Origin of the sequence: Pseudomonas sp. GL-B-12, assembly GCF_019955895.1 — a bacterium.
Lineage (GTDB): Bacteria > Pseudomonadota > Gammaproteobacteria > Pseudomonadales > Pseudomonadaceae > Aquipseudomonas.
The window spans coordinates 1-20,552 of the sequence record NZ_JAHBCX010000039.1; the positions used below are offsets into that span (position 1 = coordinate 1).

A 20,552-nucleotide genomic window follows, 5' to 3' on the forward strand; every position below is an offset into this window, starting at 1 on the left:
GTGTCAGTGATAGATGCATTGACTGACACTCCGCTTTCGCGAGCAAGCCCGCTCCCACATTTTGATCTGTGTTGCATCAGGTCCCGCCAAAAAACGGCCGGATCCCGTGATCACGGAAATACCGTTCGATCACTTTCGGGTCCGCACACGTCTCGGCAATCGCCACATAGGTATCGGGCCGCAGCAGATAAAAGCCGTTGCGCCCCAGGCCCGCGGCTTCGAACGCCGGCCGCCAGTCGAACACATGCAGCGGTAGATGGTGCTCATTGCACCAGGCGATCATCTCGTCGCTGGTGTCACCATAGACATGCACCTGCCAGGTCAGGCACTTGAGCGACTCGAAATTATCCCCCTCACCGTCATGGGCCCAGGGCAGGCGGTCGCCGCCATGCACGTGCCCGGCAACGCCCGTGCTCAGCGGCATGCCCCGATAATTCAGGGTGATCTGCGACACCGTGCGAAACATGAAATCGCGGGAGGTTTCGAACGAGGTTATTTTCGGTATCAAGAAGGGTGCCAGGCGTGTACGCAGCAAATCGGCCATCCGCCCTTCGGCGGTGACGAAGTTAAATACCCGGTCGGTGGTGGCCACCAGTTTGCGGGCAAACGCGATGCGCTCGGTTTCATAGGTGTCGAGCAGCCTGGCCTCTGCGCCGCCGCTCAGCACGGCCGCAAGTTTCCAGGCCAGGTTGATGGCATCGCCAATACCGGTGTTCATGCCCTGACCGCCCGCCGGGCTGTGCACATGGGCAGCATCGCCCAGCAAAAACGCCCGGCCGTTACGGAAGTGATCCGCCACCCGATGATGCACGCGGTAGGTCGAAAACCAGTTCAGTTGCTCGATCTTCACCTTCATGTGCTCGATGGCCCGGCTGCTGACGTCCTCGAAACGCAGGGTCTCGGCGTGTTCGGCGCGCTCGTCGCGCACCGTGCCGATCAGACGGGCACGACCACTGTCTCCCAGTGGGAACACGGCGAGGAAGTCCGCCTCGTCGAGATCCACATGCAGTTCGCCGTTGAATGTCGGGCCGCTGGCCTGCACGTCGGCGACGTAGAAAATCTGTTGGTAAGTGCCGCCGGGAAACCCGGTATCCAGGGTCTTGCGCACAATCGACCGGGCACCGTCGCACCCGGCCAGGTAACAGGCCTGGCAGGTTTCCTGCTGGCCGTCGGGCAGGTCCAGCGTGGCCGTGATGCCGTCTGCGGTTTGCTCGAAACCTGCCAGTTCGGTGTTGCGTTCCACCGTGATACCGAAGGCTTCCAGGCGCTCGATCAGAAGCCGTTCGTGTTCGTCCTGGGGGAAGATCTCGAGAAACGAGTAGGGGGTCAGGCCTTCACCGATCTGAGACAGGGGCAGGCGCGCCACGGGCTCACCCTTGACCCAGAAGTTGCCGGCCTTTACTTGATGGCCGTGTTGCACCACGGCGTCGTCCAGCCCGAGTTGGCGATACAACTCCAGCGTCCGTGCCTGGACGGCCAGCGCCCGGGAGGTGGTGCCGGGGGCCGAGGTTTTGTCGACGATCCGCACGCGAACCCCCAGTTTGCTCAGCCACAACGCCAGGACCAGCCCGGTCGGGCCGGCGCCGATGATCAACACATCGCTGCGGTGCATGAGCCTGTCCTCCTCGCTGTGTGAATCAAGTATGGTCCAGTCGGGGAGGGCGGCAACCGTCGGACTGCCACGGACGTAGCCGCTGACCTGCCATTGGTCGTATGGTTGGCCCGGACAAACGGATTAGATGGAACGACATGCAAATCAGATTGATCACAAGCGTCGCCGTGTTGCTGGTATTGGCCGGTTGCGGCAGCCAACGGACCCAGGAACCGGCGGCGCGCAGCCCGGCCGAAGTGAAGGCCGAGATTGTACGTTTGCTGCCGGCCAAGGCTGCTGACCCCCAGGGGTGGGCCACGGATATCCAGGTGGCGTTTACCGCGCAAGACATCTCACCGACCACGCAAAACCTGTGCTCGGTACTGGCGGTGACTGAACAGGAGTCGACCTTTCAGGTCGATCCGGGAGTACCGGGCCTGGGCAAGATCGCCCGCGACGAGATCGACCGTCGCGCCGCCAAGGCACACATTCCCGGCCTGTTGGTGAGCGGTGCGTTAATGCTCGATTCGCCCAACGGCAAAAGCTACAGCAACCGCCTGAATGCCGCGCGCAGTGAAAAGGAACTGAGCGCCATTTTCGACGACTTCATCGACATGGTACCGATGGGAAAAAAACTGTTCGGCGGCTTCAATCCGGTGCATACCGGCGGGCCGATGCAGGTCGGTATTGATTTTGCCGAACAGCAGGCCAAGGGCTATCCGTACCCGGTGCAGGGCTCGATTCGCCATGAAGTGTTTACCCGGCGCGGCGGCATGTATTTCGGCATCGCGCATCTGCTTGGGTACCCGGTGAGCTACCCGCAGCCGCTGTATCGTTTTGCGGATTTCAACGCGGGTTGGTACGCCAGCCGTAACGCCGCGTTTCAGAACGCAGTGAGCCGGGCTTCCGGCATCCCGTTGGCGCTGGATGGCGATCTGGTGAACTACGGTTCGATCATGCCCGGTACCACGGAACTGGCCGTGCGCACCCTCGGCAAGCAACTGGACATGCGCAATCCGACGATCCGTGAGCAGCTGGAGGAGGGGAAAACCCTGGCGTTCGAAGACAGCAAACTCTATCGGCGGGTTTTCGAACTGGCCGAACGGGCGGAGGGCCGGCCGTTACCCCGTGAAGTGTTGCCGGGGATCGTGCTGCAAAGCCCGAAAATCACCCGCAAACTCACTACCGCGTGGTTCGCCAAGCGGGTCGATGAGCGTTACCAGCGCTGCATGGTGCGGGCCGGGAAGTAATCGCGGCGCAAAAAAAGCATAAAAAACCCGGCGGGTGAGGCCGGGTTTTCATTGAGTCCTGCGGTAAAGCACTGCATTCAGACGGCGCGGCTTTCGATCAGACGGTCCGAGCCGCCTTCAGCGACGCGGTTTTGCAGGAGCTTGTCGGAGCCGCCTTCGGCAACACGTTTTTCCAGCAGGCGATCCGAACCACCCTCGGCCACACGGCTTTCAATCAGACGATCCGAGCCGCCTTCAGCGACCACAGGTTGAGCAGAGGTAGCGGCAAAAGCGTTAACTGCGAAAACCGAGAAAGCAATGCTGAGGAGGGTCTGGCGTTTCATGATGGTGTGCTCCGGGGTGCTTATTGGGTGGGTATGGAGCAGATGTTACGCCGGGGATTTTTTATGAGAACTTCATTGACGTGATGGTGAACATCGACGGCAATGATAGGACACGCGCCATGCCCCTTGTGAGCGTGATGGTGCGATCGTCGGATGGCCGCTGTGTGACGGGTGGCGGCTTCTACACTGGATAGCTGGCGCGTTCCTCTGCCGGGACGATTGATGAGGCACTGCAGAGATCGCGGTGTGAAAGGAGACGTTTATGTACCAGCTCTACGGCTATCAGAACTCCGGGGCGGCGGCCATCGAAGCTGCCCTTGAACTCTGTGATATTCCTTATCGCTTCATCGATGTCGAGGCATCCGCGGAGGCGGCCCAGGCGCTGGAGAAACTCAACCCGCTCAAACAGATCCCGACCTTGCAGCTACCCGATGGCGGCGTCCTGACCGAGAGCGCGGCGATCCTGATTCACCTCGGTCTGTCCTTTCCCGCATCGGGATTGTTGCCGCAGGATCCAGCCGAGCGGGCCCAGGCCATTCGCGGCATGGCGTACATCGTCAGCAATTGCTATGCGGCCATCGGCATCATTGATTACCCCGAACGCTGGCTGGCCGAGGCGGATGAGTCGTCCAGGCAGAACCTCATGGAGGGCGCCCGCCGGCGCCTGCACTGGAGTTGGGAGGTGTTTGCCGATCAGTTCTCGGGCGAGTTGTACCTGGGCAGCGAGAAGCCAGGGGGCCTGGATGTGCTGGCGGCAGTGATCTCGCGATGGGCGGGCAGTCGGGAGTATTTGCGCAACGCGCGGCCGGGGTTTTTCGCCTGGCTGGAACGCATCGACCGCCACCCGGCACTGGCACCGGTGTTCGCCCGGCATTGGCCGGCCTGAATACCCTGAAAGCCAAATGTGGGAGCGAGCCTGCTCCCACAGGAGGAAAGCAAGGTGTCCGGATTTATTCCCCGCGAATGTACTGTTCCAGCTGCTTGATCAGTTCCGCCTGTTCGGCAATCGCTTCCTTGACCAGGTCACCGATCGACAGCAGGCCGATCAGTTTGCCGCCTTCGACCACCGGCAAGTGACGCAGGCGTCTATCGGACATGATGCCCAGGCAGGTCTCCACGGTTTGATGGGTGTCGACGGTAATCACCGGTGACACCATGATGTCGCGCACCGGCGTGCCTACCGAAGAGCGGCCGTGCAGCACCAGTTTTCGCGCGTAGTCCCGTTCGCTGATGATGCCCAGCACTTCATCATTTTCCACCACCAGCAAGGCGCCGACGTTTTTCTCGGCCATCTTCATCAGCGCTTCGAGCACCATGTGGTCGGGTTTGATCTGGTGCACTTCCTGATTTTTCTGATCTTTGAGCTTGAGCAGTTGGGCGACGGTTTTCATGGTGGTTACTCGGGTGTTGTCGTTGTTCTTGAAGAATCGTAGACGCGAGCGTTCAGGGCAAGGGCGAATGCGGCAGATAACACGCAAAAAACGTCATTCGGCGGTTTTTCTTTGGCAAACCCCTCATTTCGGGCCAGCACCTTACCTGTGGGAGCGAGCCTGATAGGCCTGCGGCAAACGCGCTATCGCGACTGATGACGGGTAGAATCACCCTCTGAATCAGTTTCGAGGTTTGCAGTGGTGGATCTACAGCAGGGCTTCGTCCTGACCCGGCATTGGCGCGACACCCCGGCCGGTACGGAAGTCGAATTCTGGCTGGCGACCGACAGCGGTCCCCGGCGTATCCGCCTGCCTCATCAACCGTCGGTGGCGTTCATCCCTGCTGCTCAGCGTCAGCCCGCCGAAAGCGTTTTGCATGACGAGAAGAACGTCGAGCTCAGGCCCCTGGCCCTGCAGGATTTCGAGCATCGCCCGGTCCTCGGGCTTTACTGCCAGCAACATGGCCAGTTGATGCGTCTGGAAGCCGCGCTGCGCCGGGCCGGTGTCGAGGTGTTCGAAGCCGACGTACGCCCACCGGAACGCTACATGATGGAACGCTTCATCACCGCACCGGTGCGTTTCAGTGGCGCGCCGAATGCCGAGGGCCTGCTGCTCGACGCGCAGATGAAACCCGATCCGGACTACCGGCCGAGCCTCAAGCTGGTGTCCCTGGACATCGAGACCACCGCCCAAGGCGAGTTGTACTCCATTGCCCTGGAAGGCTGCGGCGAGCGTCAGGTGTACATGCTCGGTCCGCCCAATGGCGACGCCAGCCAGGTGGATTTCCAGCTTGAGTACTGCGATTCGCGGACCCTGCTACTGAAAAAACTTAACGACTGGTTTGCCCGGTTCGACCCCGACGCGATCATCGGCTGGAACGTCGTGCAGTTCGACTTGCGGGTGCTTCACGAACACGCCCGACGCCTGGCGGTGCCGTTGAAACTGGGGCGTGGCGGCGAGGAAATGCAGTGGCGTGAACACGGCAGCGGCAACCATTACTTCGCTTCAGCCGCTGGCCGCTTGATCATCGACGGTATCGAGGCCCTGCGTTCGGCGACCTGGAGTTTTCCCTCGTTCAGCCTGGAAAACGTCGCGCAAACCTTGCTCGGCGAGGGCAAGTCCATCGACAACCCGTACCAGCGCATGGACGAAATCAACCGCATGTTCGCCGAGGACAAACCGGCGCTGGCCAAATACAACCTCAAGGACTGCGAACTGGTCACGCGGATTTTCGCCAGGACCGAATTGCTCACCTTTCTGCTGGAGCGGGCCAGCGTCACCGGTTTGCCGGCCGATCGCATGGGCGGTTCGGTGGCGGCGTTCACGCACCTGTACATGCCGCTGATGCACCGACAGGGTTTCGTTGCGCCGAACCTCGGCGGCAAGCCACCGCAAGCCAGCCCCGGCGGTTTTGTCATGGATTCGCAACCAGGACTGTACGAATCGGTTCTGGTGCTCGACTACAAAAGCCTCTACCCGTCGATCATCCGCACCTTCCTGATTGACCCCGTGGGTCTGATTGAAGGGCTCAAGCACCCGGACGACAGTGAGTCGGTGCCGGGTTTTCGTGGCGCGCGCTTTTCCCGCACCCGGCATTGCCTGCCGTCCATCGTCGCCCGGGTGGCCGAAGGCCGGGAAACCGCCAAGCGCGAACACAACGCACCGCTGTCCCAGGCGCTGAAAATCATCATGAACGCGTTCTACGGCGTGCTCGGCTCCAGCGGTTGTCGCTTCTTCGACACGCGCCTGGCGTCGTCCATCACCTTGCGCGGGCACGAAATCATGTTGCGCACCCGCCAGTTGATCGAGGCCCAGGGACACGCGGTGATCTACGGCGACACCGATTCGACCTTCGTCTGGCTGCGTCGCGCCCATGGCCAGCAGGAGGCGGCGCAGATCGGCCACGCACTGGTGGCGCACGTCAATCAGTGGTGGCGCGAGCACGTGCAGCAGGAATACGGCTTGCAGAGTGTTCTCGAATTGCAGTTCGAAACCCATTACAAGCGCTTTTTGATGCCGACCATTCGCGGCGCCGAAGAAGGCAGTAAAAAGCGCTACGCCGGGCTGGTCACTCGGGACGACGGCAGTGACGAAATGGTCTACAAGGGCCTGGAAACCGTGCGCACCGACTGGTCGCTGCTGGCCCGGCAATTCCAGCAGGAGCTGTATTCGCGGATCTTCCTGCGCAAGCCCTACCAGGATTATGTGCGTGACTACGTGCGCAAGACCCTGGCCGGTGAATTCGATGACCGGCTGATCTACCGCAAACGCCTGCGCCGCACCCTCGATGACTATCAGCGCAACGTGCCGCCCCATGTGCGCGCGGCGCGCCTGGCCGACGAGTACAACGACCGGCAGGGGCGCCCGCGGCAGTACCAGAACGGTGGCTGGATCAGCTACGTGATCACCGTCGCGGGCCCTGAACCGCTGGAAGTGCGCAGCACGCCCATCGATTACGACCACTACATCTCCCGGCAGCTGCAACCGGTGGCGGACGCGATACTGCCGTTTGTCGACGACGACTTCTCAACCCTGATTGGGGGGCAACTGGGCCTGTTTTGAGTCCATCAGCGACAAGGTCCAGTCATCCAGGATGCCGTGGAAGTATTGGTTCAGGGCTTGCTGGAAAAGGCTGTCGGCGTTGGTGATCTGGGCAAACAGGGTCATCGAGGAATGAAACTTCAGGTCGTCGGGATGACCAAAAATTCCGGCCACCGAACGCTCCCGGATGTTCAGCACTTCCTGGGTGCAGGTGCGTAACCGGGCGCCCAGCAACGGGTGCTCAAGATAGGCCAGGGCCTCCTCCCGCGAGTGGATGGCAAAGCGGCGCGACATCTCGCTGCCGCCGAGCCCGGCAAACTGCGGAAAAATGAACCACATCCAGTGACTGCGCTTGTGTCCGTTGCTCAGCTCGTTTTGAACCCGGTCGAATACCGGGGCCTGAGCCTGGAGAAAGCGTTGCAGATTGAACGGGTCCAGGTGGTCGGTGCTTCTCATGGTGAAGCTCTCTGACAGACTGCGGTGGTTCAGACCATGGCCAGCCGCTGTTTGCGTTGTGGCGCGTGAAACGCTTGGTCCAGCGCCTCCAGATCCCCGGGTTCAAGCTGCAATGTTGCGGCCTGGGCATTGAGCCGCACATGCTCGGGTTGGACCGCTTTGGGGATGGCGATCACTCCTTCCTGACGCAGTATCCATGCCAGCGCTACCTGTGCCGGTGCGACGCCGTGACGGGCGGACACTTGCCTGAGCGTAGCATTGGCGAGCATTTTACCGCCTTGGCCAATCGGGCAGTAAGCCATGACCGGCAACCGCCGTTGTTGGCTCCAGGGCAGCAAATCAAATTCTATGCCCCGTTGTTCGAGGTTGTAGAGCACCTGATTGGTGGCGCAGGCCGGGGCGTCCAGTTCCAGCAGGTCGTCGAGGTCGAAGTTGGATACGCCCCAACGGCCGATCTTGCCGGCTTCGCGCAGGCGTTCGAAGGCCTCGACGGTTTCTTCCAGGGGATACTGGCCGCGCCAGTGCAGCAGATACAGATCGATGTAATCGGTGCCAAGCCTGCGCAGGCTTCGCTCGCAAGCGAGGGGAATGCCCTGGCGACTGGCGTTGTGCGGGTACACCTTGCTGACCAGAAAGACGCTGTCGCGCTGGCCGGCGATGGCATCGCGGACCACCTCTTCGGCGCCGCCTTCGGCGTACATTTCAGCGGTGTCGATCAGGCTCATGCCCAGTTCGATGCCCAGGCGCAGTGCCGCGACTTCCTCCGTGTGCCGTGAGCGGTCTTCGCCCATCTGCCAGGTCCCCTGGCCGATAATCGGGACCCTGGCGCCAGCCAGTTCAAGCGTACGCATGCAAACCTCCTTTATGAATGCCGATGGTTATTTCGGTGGGCAGCAGAATAGTCCATCGGTTTCCCCGCAGGGGTTGCCGCAGGCTGTGATCTCTTGAGCTGCACCCTGCCGGTGATCGATTGCTCTGTACCGATACTGCACTTTTTCGAAATGTCCGGCTCTATCCATGGCAGCCTGCGGCGATCCCCACCGTCGGCCCATGCCCAAGTTCAAGAACCCATGGCTCGAGTTTCACCCGCGATCAGCACAAAAATCCGCCGTCATTGCCTGCTGCTGGCAGGTCTGTCGATGTTCTTCGTCACCGCTTGCAGCCAACAGCAGGGCGGCGACATCATCAACCAGATGCGCGAAGGCAAACCCCAGGAGTTCCTGCAAACCAGCGTCGACCGCATGGCCACCCTGACCATGCGCGACAACCTGAACAGTCTTTACCTGTTGATGAGCAAGCTCTACCTGCGTAACCCCGATGAGCTGAAAAAGTCCGGTTTCCTCGATGCCCGCACCGCCGGCAAGCAAGTGCGCATGGCCATCGAGCAGCAGCAACCGCTGCCGACCCTGGGCGGCAAAAAGGACCTCGCGGCCCTGCGTTTTGCCATGAGCCCGGAATTTCTCGGCGATCGGGTCGGGGCGTTCATCTATGCCATCGGCAGCATGCTGGTGACCGCCCATGGCAATCGACTCGAGTTCTACATGACCGATACGATCAACCCTATCTTCGTCAGCAATGCCGCGCGCAACATCGAGATCGCCACCTGGATGCTCAGCCAGCGACAGAACAAAGAGGGCCAGCCCTTGCTGTTCTCCAATGAAATCTCGGAGGAGGGTAGCAACCTGAGCTTTGCCGTCGAGTTCGGCAAAATCGTCGCCCGGCTGGACCTGCTGACCCAGATGCTCGACGAACGCTACCGGCGCATCGGCCTGAACTATGCCCAGAGCCTGCTGTTCCTGAATTTCCTGCCGGTGCAGTGAATCCTGTAGGAGCGAGCTTGCTCGCGATGACTGACTTTCAATCACATCAATACCGGATGTGCCGACGCTTTCGCGAGCAAGCTCGCTCCTACAGGCATAAAGATAGATCGCATCGATATAACTGGTTATAAGAAATATCGCTATGCTGCGGGCCAGATTTCCCTTGCGATCTTTGTGGACGTATTCATGGATTTAGTGAACATCGGGTTGGTGGTTGCCGGGCTGGTCGTCGGCTTCATCGTCGGCATGACTGGCGTGGGTGGCGGGTCGCTCATGACGCCGATCCTGCTAGGGTTCGGTATCAACCCGGCGACGGCGGTCGGTACCGACCTGCTGTACGCCGCCATCACCAAATCCAGCGGTGTACTGGTTCACCGCAAGAACAACAACATCGACTGGGCGATTACCGGCTGGCTGACCTTGGGCAGCGTGCCTGCGGTGGCGTTGACGCTGTGGTTCCTCAGTACCCTGCACAGCGCCCCCGAGGCCATGAACGCGATCATCAAGCAGGCCCTCGGTTTTGTACTGTTTGCCACAGCACTGGCGATCCTGTTCAAGAAGCGCCTGCTCGACTTCGCCCACAAACGTGCGGGCGGCAACTACCACCCCAGCGGATTGCGCCTGAATGTGATGACGGTCATCACCGGGCTGGTCCTTGGCACCATGGTCGCGCTGACGTCCATCGGCGCCGGCGCACTGGGCACCGTGGCACTGTTCATCCTCTATCCAATGCTACCGACCCGCCGTCTGGTGGGGACTGAAATCGCCCACGCCGTGCCGCTGACCCTGGTCGCGGGCCTTGGCCATGCCAGCATGGGCAACATGGATTGGCACGTCCTGGGTTACTTGCTGGTGGGCTCGTTGCCGGGGATTTACCTGGGCAGCCACCTGACCGGGCGCATCTCCGACGAACTGCTGCGCCCTTGCCTGGCGACCATGCTGTTGTTGATCGGCTACAAACTGGCGTTCTGATTCAAGCCGTCACGCCAGCTTCATTCGCGGGTGAATATTTCCAGCAGATGCCCGTCCGGGTCATCGAAATACACCCGCCGTCCTCCCGCGTAGTCATTGATCTCTCTCAGTCGCTGCTTGCCCGGGTCGGCCCACCACGGCTGACCGTTGGCTTGCAGGCGTGCGAAGGCCGCATCGAAATCTTCGTCGCCCATAAAAAATGCGTAGTGCTGAGACGCTATCGGCGGGTCGTTGTCGTAGAAATCCAGTGACACGCCGTTATCCAGTTTGACGATCAGCATGGGCCCGAAGGGCTGCGGGGCGGGCAGGCCAAGGAGGCTGGCCAGGAAATTCGCCGAAACCTGCTTGTCCCGGCACCAGACGATGGTGTGGTTCAACTGAGTGCTCATGGGCAAGTCCTCACGACGGATCAGGCGGGTTGTCTTGAGTCTTCAGATTAGCCCAGCCTGTTGCGCAATGACCGCCCTGACCTAAGCTTGGGGCAAGGCGAAAAATATTTGCGGTACGTCACCCGGAACGATCGCCGCGATGCGCAATCATTAGAGCGTGGATATCAAAAGGAGATGCGCATGCTCATCAGGTCACTGACCCTGGCTACCTTGCTGGCGATTGCCGGCACCTCGTTCGCCGCTGATGGCGACTCACCACTGGACATGGACAAAGGCAGGGTCCGGCCACTGATTGTCATCGCTCCAAGCACCGTTGATCCCAACTGGGTCAGCCTGAAAAAGTCCCTGGATGAGCCGGCCAACCGCAAGGGTTTCACCGACCGCAACATGGTGCTCTACACCGTACTCAACCTGATGGGCCAGCGCGACGGCAAGGACCTGGGGCCACAGGACACGGCGGCGCTGATCCGCTCGCTCAAACTGGGTGCCGGCGCCAAGACCAAGGTGATTCTGGTCGGCAAGGACGGCGAAAAGAAACTTGAGCAATCGGACGCCTTCAAGCTGGAGGAGATTTTCAGCGCTGTCGATCAGTTGCCAGCGGCCGAGAAAGAGTTTACCGCGACCGTGGCTGCTCCTGTAGCTGAAGCCGAGCCAGCGGCCAAAGGCACCAAAGGTACAAAGCCTGGCAAACCGGCCAAGCCCGCCAAGCCGCCTGAAATGCCGGATGATTGATTCTTGTTGCAGCGAGCACAGCCTGTGTTCGCTGCGCAGCAGCGTTACCCGTATCTGTAGAGGCGCTGACTCTGGCTCAAGGTTGAGCCAGAAATTGATGGATGACATTGACCAGCACGGGTGAAAACGGCTGAAGACATTGAGCCGCATCGGGAACCTTCAGATCCTCCAAAAGCAGGCTTAGAAGTTCTTCGTCTTCAAATTGCAGGTCTTCGGGAGGTACGCTCAGGCTATAAATGAGTGCATCAACCATCGCTTTTCGTTTGCCAACAAGTCCTTTGTTACTTTGCCCGGTATGACCCAGATTCAATGTCTGAATTGTTACCTTGGCCCGCTCGGTCTTTCCCGCGACCAGGCCGGACAAGTAGAACTTCAATTCGGACTCGCATTCGGCCATCAAGGGTGTAAGCGGCAACACTCGTGTTCCTCGACCATGACCGCATTGATGAGGGCGCTGACAACTGGCGACGATGTTGGAAAAGTCCAGGGTTCGATTCGGAGCATGGTCCTGGGCTTCAAGATGCTCGTTATGGGCATCATCAATCGTAATCGACTGGCAGCAATACGCGCATAAACCGTACTGTTCCGAGATGCACGATGCTCGAATGAGTCGTCTCTCATCCGGTGGCAAATCCTGATAACGCGAGGTCTTGTTTGAGTGTTTGAAGCGCGTCAACGATGGCGGCTCCATGCCTTTATCGATCTTACGCACGGCGCAACTCCAACTTGCGTATTAACAGTGCCGCCTTCGCCAGTTCCAGATGTCCCTCTGGAAGCTCTAGCGAGAGCTCGGAATACAGTTTTTTCGCACCGTCCAGATCGCCATCCTGCAAATGCTTGAGCAAAAGATTCAGACGTTGTTGCACTTCGCTGTTGCGCACGTCGGTGTCCATGACTTCCAGCAACACCTGATTGGCATCCAATCCATACAGACCAGATTGTTCGTGCAGTTCCCCGTCATTGAGCACGTAGCACAGCACGTCTTTCGCGTCGCTGATGACCAATGGCGAGTGAGTGGTCAGGACAAACTGGCAATTGGGGAAGGTTTCGCTCAACTGCCGAATCAAACTGCGCTGCCATTTAGGGTGCAGGTGCAAATCGACCTCGTCGATCAGGACGATGCCGTCACCCTCCAATGGGTTGTCCAGAGACTGATTCATCATCGCCAACCGGCGAGCGATGTCGCCGACCAGCGCCATCATCGACTTCTCGCCCTGCGAAAGCTGGGAAACATTGAGCGTTACGCCGTCCTTGTCTATCGCCATGTGCAGGCGTGGTTTGCGCTTTACTCTCAGGTTGGTAAAACCTGGCATGAACGCGGCGATGGCAGAGCGAACCGCTGTTAACTGACGATCGCGGGAGGACGCCTTCATTTGGGATAGCGTTTTCCAGATGTCGCTGTCATTGCCGAACTTTGCGGAAATCTCGGATAACGCAGTATCGGATACACCGGTTTCGTTTTCGCTGTCTTCGCGTTCACGGAACCATTCGAAGAAACGACGGAAATCGACGCCGCGATTCAATGCGTTGTCGTAGCCGTCGAGTTGATCGAAGGAGTGTTTGGTGCGGATTTTTAGGGGGATTTCCAGAACCGAGCGCTCTACCGGGTAGTAGGCGATCAGAGGGAGTGAAGCTTTTTCATCAATGGTTAGTTGAGTGCGATAGTGGTCTGCAAGGAGGCTGGCTTCCGCTAATTCACTATGGACATCACTCTTTCGCCCTTGCCTGCTACGAGCAATGGCCCAGTTAAAGAGATCATGTTTTGAATAATCGTCGGGGGAACATGGTTGCGCCGGCGAACTGTCTGATACGGAAGTCAAAACGATTGCGACTGCAGCGCCGTTTCGAATGTCTTCATTTGTAAGGTAACGGCCAATACCTTTCTCAGTACGAATCCTGGCAACTAGCCAACTCAATGAGGTGGCCAATGATTTTAAAAGGGTGGTTTTCCCGGCACCGTTGTTTCCCACAAGCACCGTCACATTTGAGCGGTGTTTGGGGGTGGGGGCCAGGTAAATAGTCATATCGGTGAAGCGACCGACATCCTTGAGCTGAAAGCTGAAAATTTCCATTACAACGCCCTTTTAGGGTCAGTCGGTTTGAATAGGTGAGCGCGCATTATGTCATTCCCGGCCACGGATTGATCCGATGCCGTTTGCAGGCTTGGGAGGTCCATTAGATACAACGGTTTCACCTGCATCACAACGGTCATGAGCAAAAAGGTGTTTGTAACTGGATGCTCAGAAAATCGAGCGTAGGCAAAGGACTTCAGTTGCGTCGGAAATTTCCTGCATGACGTGGCGCACCCCGTGAACTGGTGCTCATTGGGCCGTATCGATAACCTTCTTCAGCCGCTGCAAATCAGCGGCCGGATGTGGAAGTCCGTTTTCAGCGAAAGAGATCAACGCCCATAGAGCGCATATCGGCATTTTTTTATGTCAACATTGCTGCGTTATGGTGGCTGTGCGCGGGGCACTTTCGAGTGCACCGGGTTTTGGTACTCTTTCCCTGGTCTTCCACACCTGCGTACAGCTACCACCTTATTTGTGGAAATGAGATGGGCAGCTCCTTGAAAACAAAAAGAGCGCCGCACATGAAAAAGATCACGCCCGATCCCCCCGAATCTTCAACCGATTCCGATCTCCACGTCCCACTCTCCGACATCACCGAACCCGCCGTCAGCGCTCGCTTGCGCAACCCCAAACACGCCGACCCGGTCAGCCATATCTTCACCATCCTCCCAAACGTCGACACCCCAACGCTGTTGTGCCACGCCTGTGAAACCCTCGCGTCCCTGAACGTGCTGGTCACCGATCTGGCCTGTAACCTGGAAAGCTCCAACCGCAATGTGGCGCTTTCGATTCAGCAACTGGCAGTCGTGGGCGAATTGTTGGTGAACCGCGCGCTGGACAATATCGACTCGCCCGAAGGTGTGCCGATAAAGTAAAAAAGGCGACCTCTAGAGGTCGCCCTTCTCTATGGAAAAGGCGGCAAGGCTTATTGAGTCAGGGCACTCAATATCTGATGAGCAATCTTGACCCGCTGCGCATTGGGATAATTCTTGTTGGCCAGAATCACAATGCCGATGTCCTTCGATGGCACGTATGCCACGTAAGCACCAAAGCCACCGGTTGAACCTGTCTTGTTGATCAGCACGTTCTGCGGCTGCGCTTTCGGCGGGTTCAGCCATTGGACCTTGTGCGCCTCCATGGCCATTGGCGTGGAGTTGCCGTCCAGCAAGCGATCCAGTGTGACCGGGTAGCGATACATCTCCCAGCCCAGGCCCTGGGTCATATCGCCAACGGTGTAGTAACCGCTATGGGTCAAGGCGATGGCTTGCTGCAACGGCTTTTCCAGGGACGCGGGCTTCATGTTCGCGCCGACATAGCCCAGCAAGTCCGCGGCGCTGGTTTTCACCCCGTATGCCTCGGAATCCAGCGCACCCGGACTGACCCGTACCGGTTTGCCGTCCTTGTTGTAGCCCTGGGCGTACAGCGCCATCTGATCCTGCGGCACATGCACATAGGTGTGCTTGAGGCCCAGTTTCGGCAGCAGGGTTTTCTCCATCAGGTCATCAAACGGCTGGCCCATGCTTTGGGCGGCGAGGTAGCCGAACAGGCCAAGGCTGGGGTTCGAATACAGTCGGTGGCTGCCGGGGGAGTAGAGCGGTTTCCATAGTTTGTAGTAGCCGAGCATTTTGTCGGCCGAATCCGATTCAGCAGGGAATTGCAGCGGTAAACCGCCAGCGCTGTAGGTGCCCAGTTGCAGCACGCTGATGTGGTCGAACGCACTGCCGCGCAAGGCCGGCAGGACCTGGCTGGCCTTGTCCGACAGCAACAGCTTGCCCGTGGCCTGGGCGTAAGCGGCGAGGGTGGCGGTGAAGGTCTTGCTGACGGAGCCGATTTCGAACAGGGTGTCTTGCGTGACGGGTGTGCCGGTTTCTTTCGAGGCGACGCCATAGTTGAAGTAATGCGCTTGGCCGTTGATGGTGACAGCTACGGCCATGCCGTGAATGCCCTCGGCTTGCATCACCGGTTGTACAGCGGCGTTCACCACTGTCTCGATTTGATCCTGTGCCACGCACTGGCCCGCAGCGAACATCGCCATGCAAGCGGCGATGGTTTTCAGCCTGTCCATGTTGGTTTCATCCGTCGTTGATTCAGTTGCGCGTCATTTTAGGGGCTTAAGCGCCATGCTCCGAGCGCTTTTTTAAAATCGGCCGCCAACAGGCGGCCACGCGCAACCGTCAACTCAACGTACCAGGCAAGGCCGCTTGTTATCGAACTTCCAGCCGGGAATCAGGAACTGCATCGCCACGCTGTCATCCCGCGCCCCCAGGCCCATGCCTTTGTACAGTTCATGAGCTTTGGCGACCTGATCCATGTCCAGCTCCACCCCTAGCCCCGGTTTCTGTGGCACCTGCACGCAGCCATCGACGATTTGCAGCGGGGCCTTGGTCAGGCGTTGGCCGTCCTGCCAGATCCAGTGGGTGTCGATGGCGGTGATCTCGCCCGGCGCGGCCGCCGCGACATGGGTGAACATTGCCAGGGAAATGTCGAAGTGGTTGTTGGAGTGCGAACCCCAGGTCAGACCCCATTCGTGGCACATCTGCGCCACCCGCACCGAGCCTTGCATGGTCCAGAAATGCGGGTCGGCCAAGGGAATGTCGACCGACTGCAACTGGATCGCGTGGCCCATCTCCCGCCAGTCGGTGGCGATCATGTTGGTCGCGGTTTTCAGGCCCGTGGCGCGACGGAATTCGGCCATGACTTCTCGACCCGAGTAACCGTTCTCCGCCCCGCACGGGTCTTCGGCGTAGGCCAGAACATTATGCTGGTCCCGGCACAAGCGAATCGCTTCTTTCAATGACCAGGCGCCATTCGGGTCGAGGGTGATGCGCGCATCGGGGAAGCGTTCGGCGAGGGCCGTGACCGCTTCGATTTCGGCGTCGCCGCTGAGCACACCGCCCTTGAGCTTGAAGTCCTTGAAGCCATAACGAGCGTGGGCCGCCTCGGCCAAGCGGACCACCGCGTCGGCGGTCATGGCTTTCTCGTGCCGCACGCGGAACCAGTCGTTGTCGGCGTCCGGTTCGCTTCGGTAGGCGAGGTCGGTTTCGTTGCGATCACCGACATAAAACAGATAGCCGAGCATCTTCACTTCATCGCGCTGTTGGCCTTCGCCGAGCAGGGCTGCCACCGGCACGTCCAGGTGCTGGCCGAGCAAGTCGAGCAATGCGGCCTCCAGGCCGGTGACGGCGTGAATGGTGATGCGCAGGTCGAAGGTCTGCAAGCCGCGGCCACCGGCATCGCGGTCGGCGAAGGTCTGGCGCACCTGATTGAGGATCTTCTGCCAGGTGCCAATCGGGCTGCCGACCACCAGGCTGCGTGCGTCTTCGAGGGTCTGGCGGATGCGCTCGCCCCCCGGTACTTCGCCAACGCCGGTGTGGCCGGCGTTGTCCTTGAGGATCACGATGTTGCGAGTGAAAAACGGGCCGTGGGCGCCGCTCAGGTTGAGCAGCATGCCATCGTGGCCGGCAACTGGAACCACTTGCATGCTGGTGATGATCGGGGCTTTTGCGGTGTCTTGTGGGTTCATTTTCCAATCCTTAAAAAGCACAATTCAGGCGTGGTTGGGAGCGGGTTTGCCCAGCGTCACGGCAAGTGCGGGTTTCGGTGTGTTGCGGGCGGCAAACACGATGATAGCGGCGATGATCGAGGTCGCGGCCAGGCCGTACAGCCCGCCCTGAATGGAACCGGTGCGTTCTTCCAGCAGGCCGAAAGTGGTCGGCGCAACGAAACCGCCGAGGTTGCCCACCGAGTTGATCAGCGCGATGACGCCAGCGGCAATGCGCGCATCCAGGTAGGCCTGGGGAATCGGCCAGAACAGCGATGAGGCCGATTTGAAGCCCAGCGCTGCAAAGCAGATGGCGACAAAGGCGAAGACCGGCCCGCCGGTGGTGGACATGAACATCCCGGCCGCGGCGATCAGTAGGGCGGTGGCGACCCAGGCTTGCTGGTGTTTCCATTTGCCCGACAAGGAGGCGAAGGCGTACATGCCGACAATCGACAGCAACCACGGAATCGAATTGAACAGCCCGACCTGGACATCGCTCAGGTCGCCCATCTTCTTGATGATGCTCGGCAGCCAGAAGGTCGCGGCGTAGATGGTCAGCTGGATAAAGAAGTAGATCAGGCAGAACAGAATGATCTGGCGATCCTTGAGCAATTTGCCCAGCGACGGCTTGATCGGCGTGGCGGCTTCCCGGGCCAGCTGTTCGTCGTCGATGGCCTTGACCAGCGCGTCCTGCTCTTCGCGGCTCAGCCATTTGGCGTCGTGGGGTCTGGAGTCCAGCCAGAACCAGACGAACACGCACAACCCCACCGAAAACATGCCCTCGATGAAGTACATCCACTGCCAGCCGTGCAGGCCCAGCCCTTCGATTTGCAGGAGCAAACCGGACAGGGGGCCTGAGATCAGCGACGCGAACGCCGAGCCACTGAGGAAGATGGCAATCGCCTTGCCACGCTCCACGCCGGGCAACCAGCGGGTGAAGTAGTAGATCACCCCGGGAAAGAACCCGGCTTCGGCCACGCCCAGCAGAAAACGCAGGATGTAGAAGTGGGTTTCGTTCTGGATGAACGCCATGCCCGCGGCGACCAGGCCCCAGGTCAGCATGATCCGGGTCAGCCAGATGCGCGCGCCGACTTTCTGCAGAAGGATGTTGGAGGGCACCTCGAACAGTGCATAACCGATGAAGAACAGACCGGCACCCAGGCCATAGGCGGCCGCGCCAATGCCCAGGTCGTGTTCCATGTGGGTGCGGACGAAACCGATGTTCACGCGATCAATGTAATTGACGATGAACATGATGACGAACAGCGGCAAGACGTGACGTTTGACTTTGGCGATGGCGGACTTCAGCGCTGAATTGGCGTCGTCGTGCATCCCGGAGATGGATGTATTCACTGCGTTTTCTCCCACTCGTTATTTTTATGCGGGGTGAAGCTGGGTACTGCGTTGTTGCTGGACATCATACAACTTGGTTTTTTGATCTTGCAACCATGTTTATTCAATGAAATGGCGTATTTCAAGAGGTTTTTTATTCTATTGGCGGTGTTTGATGGGCTCTGAATCGTATCAATGTGGGCTTTTTGTTGAGTGTTGTCATACAAGCTTGGCTAGATTTTTCAGGATTCCCGCTCGGCGCGGTGCTACGATTCGATAGCCCTGATTTCCGGACACCCCCATGCAAGAAGACCTCGAAGTACCCACCCGCAAGCGCAGCCACAACCTGGCCCATGACCTGGTGGAGAAACTGACCCAGCGCATCCTGCTCGGCCAGATGTTGCCCGGCGACAAGTTGCCGTCGGAAAACACCATCGTTCAGGAGCACGGGGTCAGTCGCACGGTGGTGCGCGAGGCGATCTCGAAGTTGCAGGCCTCGGGGTTGGTGGAGACCCGGCACGGTATCGGCACGTTCGTGATCGAGCGCGCGCCGGAGCAGGGGCTGCGGCTGAATGTCGATACCGCGTTGGGGGTGCGCAGCATTCTGGAGTTGCGCATGGGCCTGGAAACCCAGGCGGCGGCGCTGGCGGCAACTCGCCGCACCGATCTGCAACTGGCGCAGATGCGTGAAGCGCTGGATGATTATCAAAGCCTGCTGGCCAACAACGACAGCTGTGTCGAAGCGGACCGGCGTTTTCATCTGCTGATCGCCGAAGCCACCGGCAACGTATGCTTCACCGAAATCATGCAGCACCTGGGCAGTGCCATGATCCCGCGCACCCGGGTCAATGCAGCCGAACGTGGCGCGGTGGATTTGAGCAAGCTCGGTCAGTTGGCCAACCTGGAGCACGAGGCGATTCTCAACGCCATCAAACGCCAGGACCCGGATGCGGCGCGGGCGGCGATGTGGCTGCACCTGACCAACAGTCGCGACCGGTTTTCGGCTAGCTGATGCTGACCTGGTGGCTTTTTTTCAGTTACACAGAGTCATCGTTCTTCGCGGGCTTGCTCGCGAAGACGTCAGTCCAGGCAGCAAAAAACCTGAATCAGACCCTGACAGCTTGAACAATCACAGCTCGCCGCTCCAGATTCAACGCCAACACACTCGCCAACACCACCAGCCCCCCGACCACGATCATCAACGTCGGCCGCTCGCCTAGTGCATAAGACGCAATGACCATCGCCGTCGGCGGCGTCAAATACAGGGTCATCGTCGCCCGACTCAAATCGACATGCGCCAGCACATAGGCCCAGGCCAGGTACGCCAGGGCACTGGGGAATATCCCCAGGGCAATCACCGCAAACTGCACACGCATCGGCGCCAGGGCGACTTGATCCGCCAGGCCGGGTAAGAAAACCAGCAACAGCGCCGTCCCGGACCACACCGTGTAACACACCAGCGTCAGCCCGTCGTAACGCCCGGTGTGATGCTTTTGCAGGGCAAAGTAGAGACTCCAGGACACCGCCGCCAGCAGGATCAGCAAGCCGTGGGCGTCAATGCTACCCAGGCCATGATCGCCCGCCACCACAATCACCACGCCAAACAGCCCGAGCAGCACACAACCCCAGCGCCACAGGCTCACCTGATCCTTGAACACGAAGCGCGCGATCAGCGTGCTGAACAGCGGCGTGGTCTGGGCCAGGACGCTCGAAGCACCAGCGCTGACACCTTGCTGCCCGAAGTTGATCGCCACGTGGTGCAGGCTCACGGCAAAGAAACCCAGGCTGAACATCAGCGGCAGATCGCGCAGGCTCGGCAGGCGAATGCCCTTGAACATCGCAACCACCGCCATGAACACGGAAGCCAGCAGGAAGCGCAGCAGTGCCAGATGCACGGGGTCGTAGGCCTGCAAGCCGATATGGATGCCGGCCGGGGAATAGCCCCAGCACGCCACGACAAATGCCATGGCCAGGATGATTTTCCAGGGTGAAACGGGGGAGGGTGTGAGCGGCGTCATGGTCGTGCACCTGTGGGTGGATGCACCGAGTATCAGAAAGCGGATCGTTCGCCACAACTGACTTATACTGTGCCAATCGTTCACT

The 20,552-nt window shown here is 59.6% G+C and carries 19 protein-coding genes and 1 pseudogene; 8 read left to right on the top strand and 12 right to left on the bottom strand.

All coding sequences use genetic code 11. The features are described from left to right. Window positions 1-76: 76 nt before the first annotated feature. Entirely contained in the window at window positions 77-1,612 is a 1,536-nt protein-coding gene (locus KGA85_RS21035; RefSeq protein ID WP_223457248.1) for an FAD-dependent oxidoreductase, read from the bottom strand. A 137-nt stretch (window positions 1,613-1,749) separates the two neighbouring features. Here KGA85_RS21035 and KGA85_RS21040 point away from each other — a divergent pair, with 137 nt between their 5' ends. Continuing rightward, window positions 1,750-2,841 carry a DUF1615 domain-containing protein gene (locus KGA85_RS21040; protein WP_223457246.1) on the top strand — a complete coding sequence of 364 codons (1,092 nt, stop codon included), beginning with the start codon at window positions 1,750-1,752 and terminating at the stop codon, window positions 2,839-2,841. 86 nt (window positions 2,842-2,927) lie between these two features. Here the strand turns inward: KGA85_RS21040 and KGA85_RS21045 are convergent. After that, window positions 2,928-3,164 (bottom strand): annotated as a pseudogene (locus tag KGA85_RS21045) (phage infection protein); the annotation flags it as partial. A 262-nt stretch (window positions 3,165-3,426) separates the two neighbouring features. Between KGA85_RS21045 and KGA85_RS21050 the strand changes: the two are divergent. After that, window positions 3,427-4,050 (top strand): glutathione S-transferase family protein, encoded by a 624-nt coding sequence (locus KGA85_RS21050; RefSeq protein WP_223457242.1) that lies wholly within the window; start codon window positions 3,427-3,429, stop codon window positions 4,048-4,050. Between the two features lie 64 nt (window positions 4,051-4,114). On the opposite strand, the gene KGA85_RS21055 is transcribed toward KGA85_RS21050, so the two are convergent. Beyond that, entirely contained in the window at window positions 4,115-4,555 is a 441-nt protein-coding gene (locus KGA85_RS21055; protein WP_007987990.1) for a CBS domain-containing protein, read from the bottom strand. A gap of 240 nt (window positions 4,556-4,795) precedes the next feature. Between KGA85_RS21055 and KGA85_RS21060 the strand changes: the two genes are divergently transcribed. Further along, window positions 4,796-7,156 (top strand): DNA polymerase II, encoded by a 2,361-nt coding sequence (locus tag KGA85_RS21060; RefSeq protein ID WP_223457240.1) that lies wholly within the window; start codon window positions 4,796-4,798, stop codon window positions 7,154-7,156. Here KGA85_RS21060 and KGA85_RS21065 read toward each other — a convergent pair. Further along, a complete protein-coding gene (locus KGA85_RS21065; RefSeq protein ID WP_223457238.1) occupies window positions 7,121-7,591 on the bottom strand; it encodes a DUF1810 domain-containing protein in 471 nt (156 codons plus the stop codon). The two genes, KGA85_RS21060 and KGA85_RS21065, sit on opposite strands and share 36 nt — an antisense overlap. A gap of 29 nt (window positions 7,592-7,620) precedes the next feature. Then, a complete protein-coding gene (locus KGA85_RS21070) occupies window positions 7,621-8,442 on the bottom strand; it encodes an aldo/keto reductase (protein WP_223457236.1) in 822 nt (273 codons plus the stop codon). 219 nt (window positions 8,443-8,661) lie between these two features. Between KGA85_RS21070 and KGA85_RS21075 the strand changes: the two genes are divergently transcribed. Both KGA85_RS21075 and KGA85_RS21080 read left to right on the top strand, forming a co-directional pair. Continuing rightward, window positions 8,662-9,411: a hypothetical protein gene (locus KGA85_RS21075; RefSeq protein WP_223457234.1), complete on the top strand. Its 750-nt coding sequence runs from the start codon at window positions 8,662-8,664 to the stop codon at window positions 9,409-9,411. Between the two features lie 186 nt (window positions 9,412-9,597). Continuing rightward, a complete protein-coding gene (locus KGA85_RS21080; RefSeq protein ID WP_223457232.1) occupies window positions 9,598-10,383 on the top strand; it encodes a sulfite exporter TauE/SafE family protein in 786 nt (261 codons plus the stop codon). Between the two features lie 20 nt (window positions 10,384-10,403). On the opposite strand, the gene KGA85_RS21085 is transcribed toward KGA85_RS21080, so the two are convergent. Next, window positions 10,404-10,772 (bottom strand): VOC family protein, encoded by a 369-nt coding sequence (locus tag KGA85_RS21085; protein WP_223457230.1) that lies wholly within the window; start codon window positions 10,770-10,772, stop codon window positions 10,404-10,406. 180 nt (window positions 10,773-10,952) lie between these two features. On the opposite strand from KGA85_RS21085, the gene KGA85_RS21090 reads away from it, so the two are divergent. Continuing rightward, window positions 10,953-11,504 carry a DUF4174 domain-containing protein gene (locus tag KGA85_RS21090; RefSeq protein WP_223457228.1) on the top strand — a complete coding sequence of 184 codons (552 nt, stop codon included), beginning with the start codon at window positions 10,953-10,955 and terminating at the stop codon, window positions 11,502-11,504. A 76-nt stretch (window positions 11,505-11,580) separates the two neighbouring features. On the opposite strand, the gene KGA85_RS21095 is transcribed toward KGA85_RS21090, so the two are convergent. Continuing rightward, window positions 11,581-12,216, bottom strand: coding sequence for a retron system putative HNH endonuclease (locus tag KGA85_RS21095; protein WP_223457226.1), 636 nt, complete (start codon window positions 12,214-12,216; stop codon window positions 11,581-11,583). Further along, window positions 12,209-13,576: an AAA family ATPase gene (locus KGA85_RS21100; protein WP_223533408.1), complete on the bottom strand. Its 1,368-nt coding sequence runs from the start codon at window positions 13,574-13,576 to the stop codon at window positions 12,209-12,211. Before KGA85_RS21100 ends, KGA85_RS21095 begins: the two co-directional genes overlap by 8 nt. Before the next feature lie 521 nt (window positions 13,577-14,097). Here KGA85_RS21100 and KGA85_RS21105 point away from each other — a divergent pair. Beyond that, window positions 14,098-14,451, top strand: a complete 354-nt coding sequence (locus KGA85_RS21105; protein WP_223457222.1) for a DUF6124 family protein — start codon at window positions 14,098-14,100, stop codon at window positions 14,449-14,451. 50 nt (window positions 14,452-14,501) lie between these two features. On the opposite strand, the gene ampC is transcribed toward KGA85_RS21105, so the two are convergent. The 3 genes from ampC to KGA85_RS21120 form a co-directional block, all read right to left on the bottom strand. Beyond that, complete coding sequence (gene ampC, locus KGA85_RS21110; RefSeq protein ID WP_411741645.1) at window positions 14,502-15,611, bottom strand: class C beta-lactamase; 1,110 nt, start codon at window positions 15,609-15,611, stop codon at window positions 14,502-14,504. A gap of 144 nt (window positions 15,612-15,755) precedes the next feature. Further along, the gene (gene gudD, locus KGA85_RS21115) at window positions 15,756-17,099 is read right to left on the bottom strand and encodes a glucarate dehydratase (RefSeq protein WP_223537274.1); all 1,344 of its coding nucleotides are present in this window, start codon (window positions 17,097-17,099) and stop codon (window positions 15,756-15,758) included. Window positions 17,100-17,123: 24 nt separating this feature from the next. Next, the gene (locus KGA85_RS21120) at window positions 17,124-18,470 is read right to left on the bottom strand and encodes an MFS transporter (protein ID WP_223457216.1); all 1,347 of its coding nucleotides are present in this window, start codon (window positions 18,468-18,470) and stop codon (window positions 17,124-17,126) included. Window positions 18,471-18,750: 280 nt separating this feature from the next. Between KGA85_RS21120 and KGA85_RS21125 the strand changes: the two genes are divergently transcribed. Continuing rightward, window positions 18,751-19,461, top strand: coding sequence for a FadR/GntR family transcriptional regulator (locus KGA85_RS21125; RefSeq protein WP_223457215.1), 711 nt, complete (start codon window positions 18,751-18,753; stop codon window positions 19,459-19,461). Window positions 19,462-19,555: 94 nt separating this feature from the next. On the opposite strand, the gene KGA85_RS21130 is transcribed toward KGA85_RS21125, so the two are convergent. Then, entirely contained in the window at window positions 19,556-20,467 is a 912-nt protein-coding gene (locus KGA85_RS21130) for a DMT family transporter (protein ID WP_223533411.1), read from the bottom strand. Window positions 20,468-20,552: the final 85 nt, after the last annotated feature.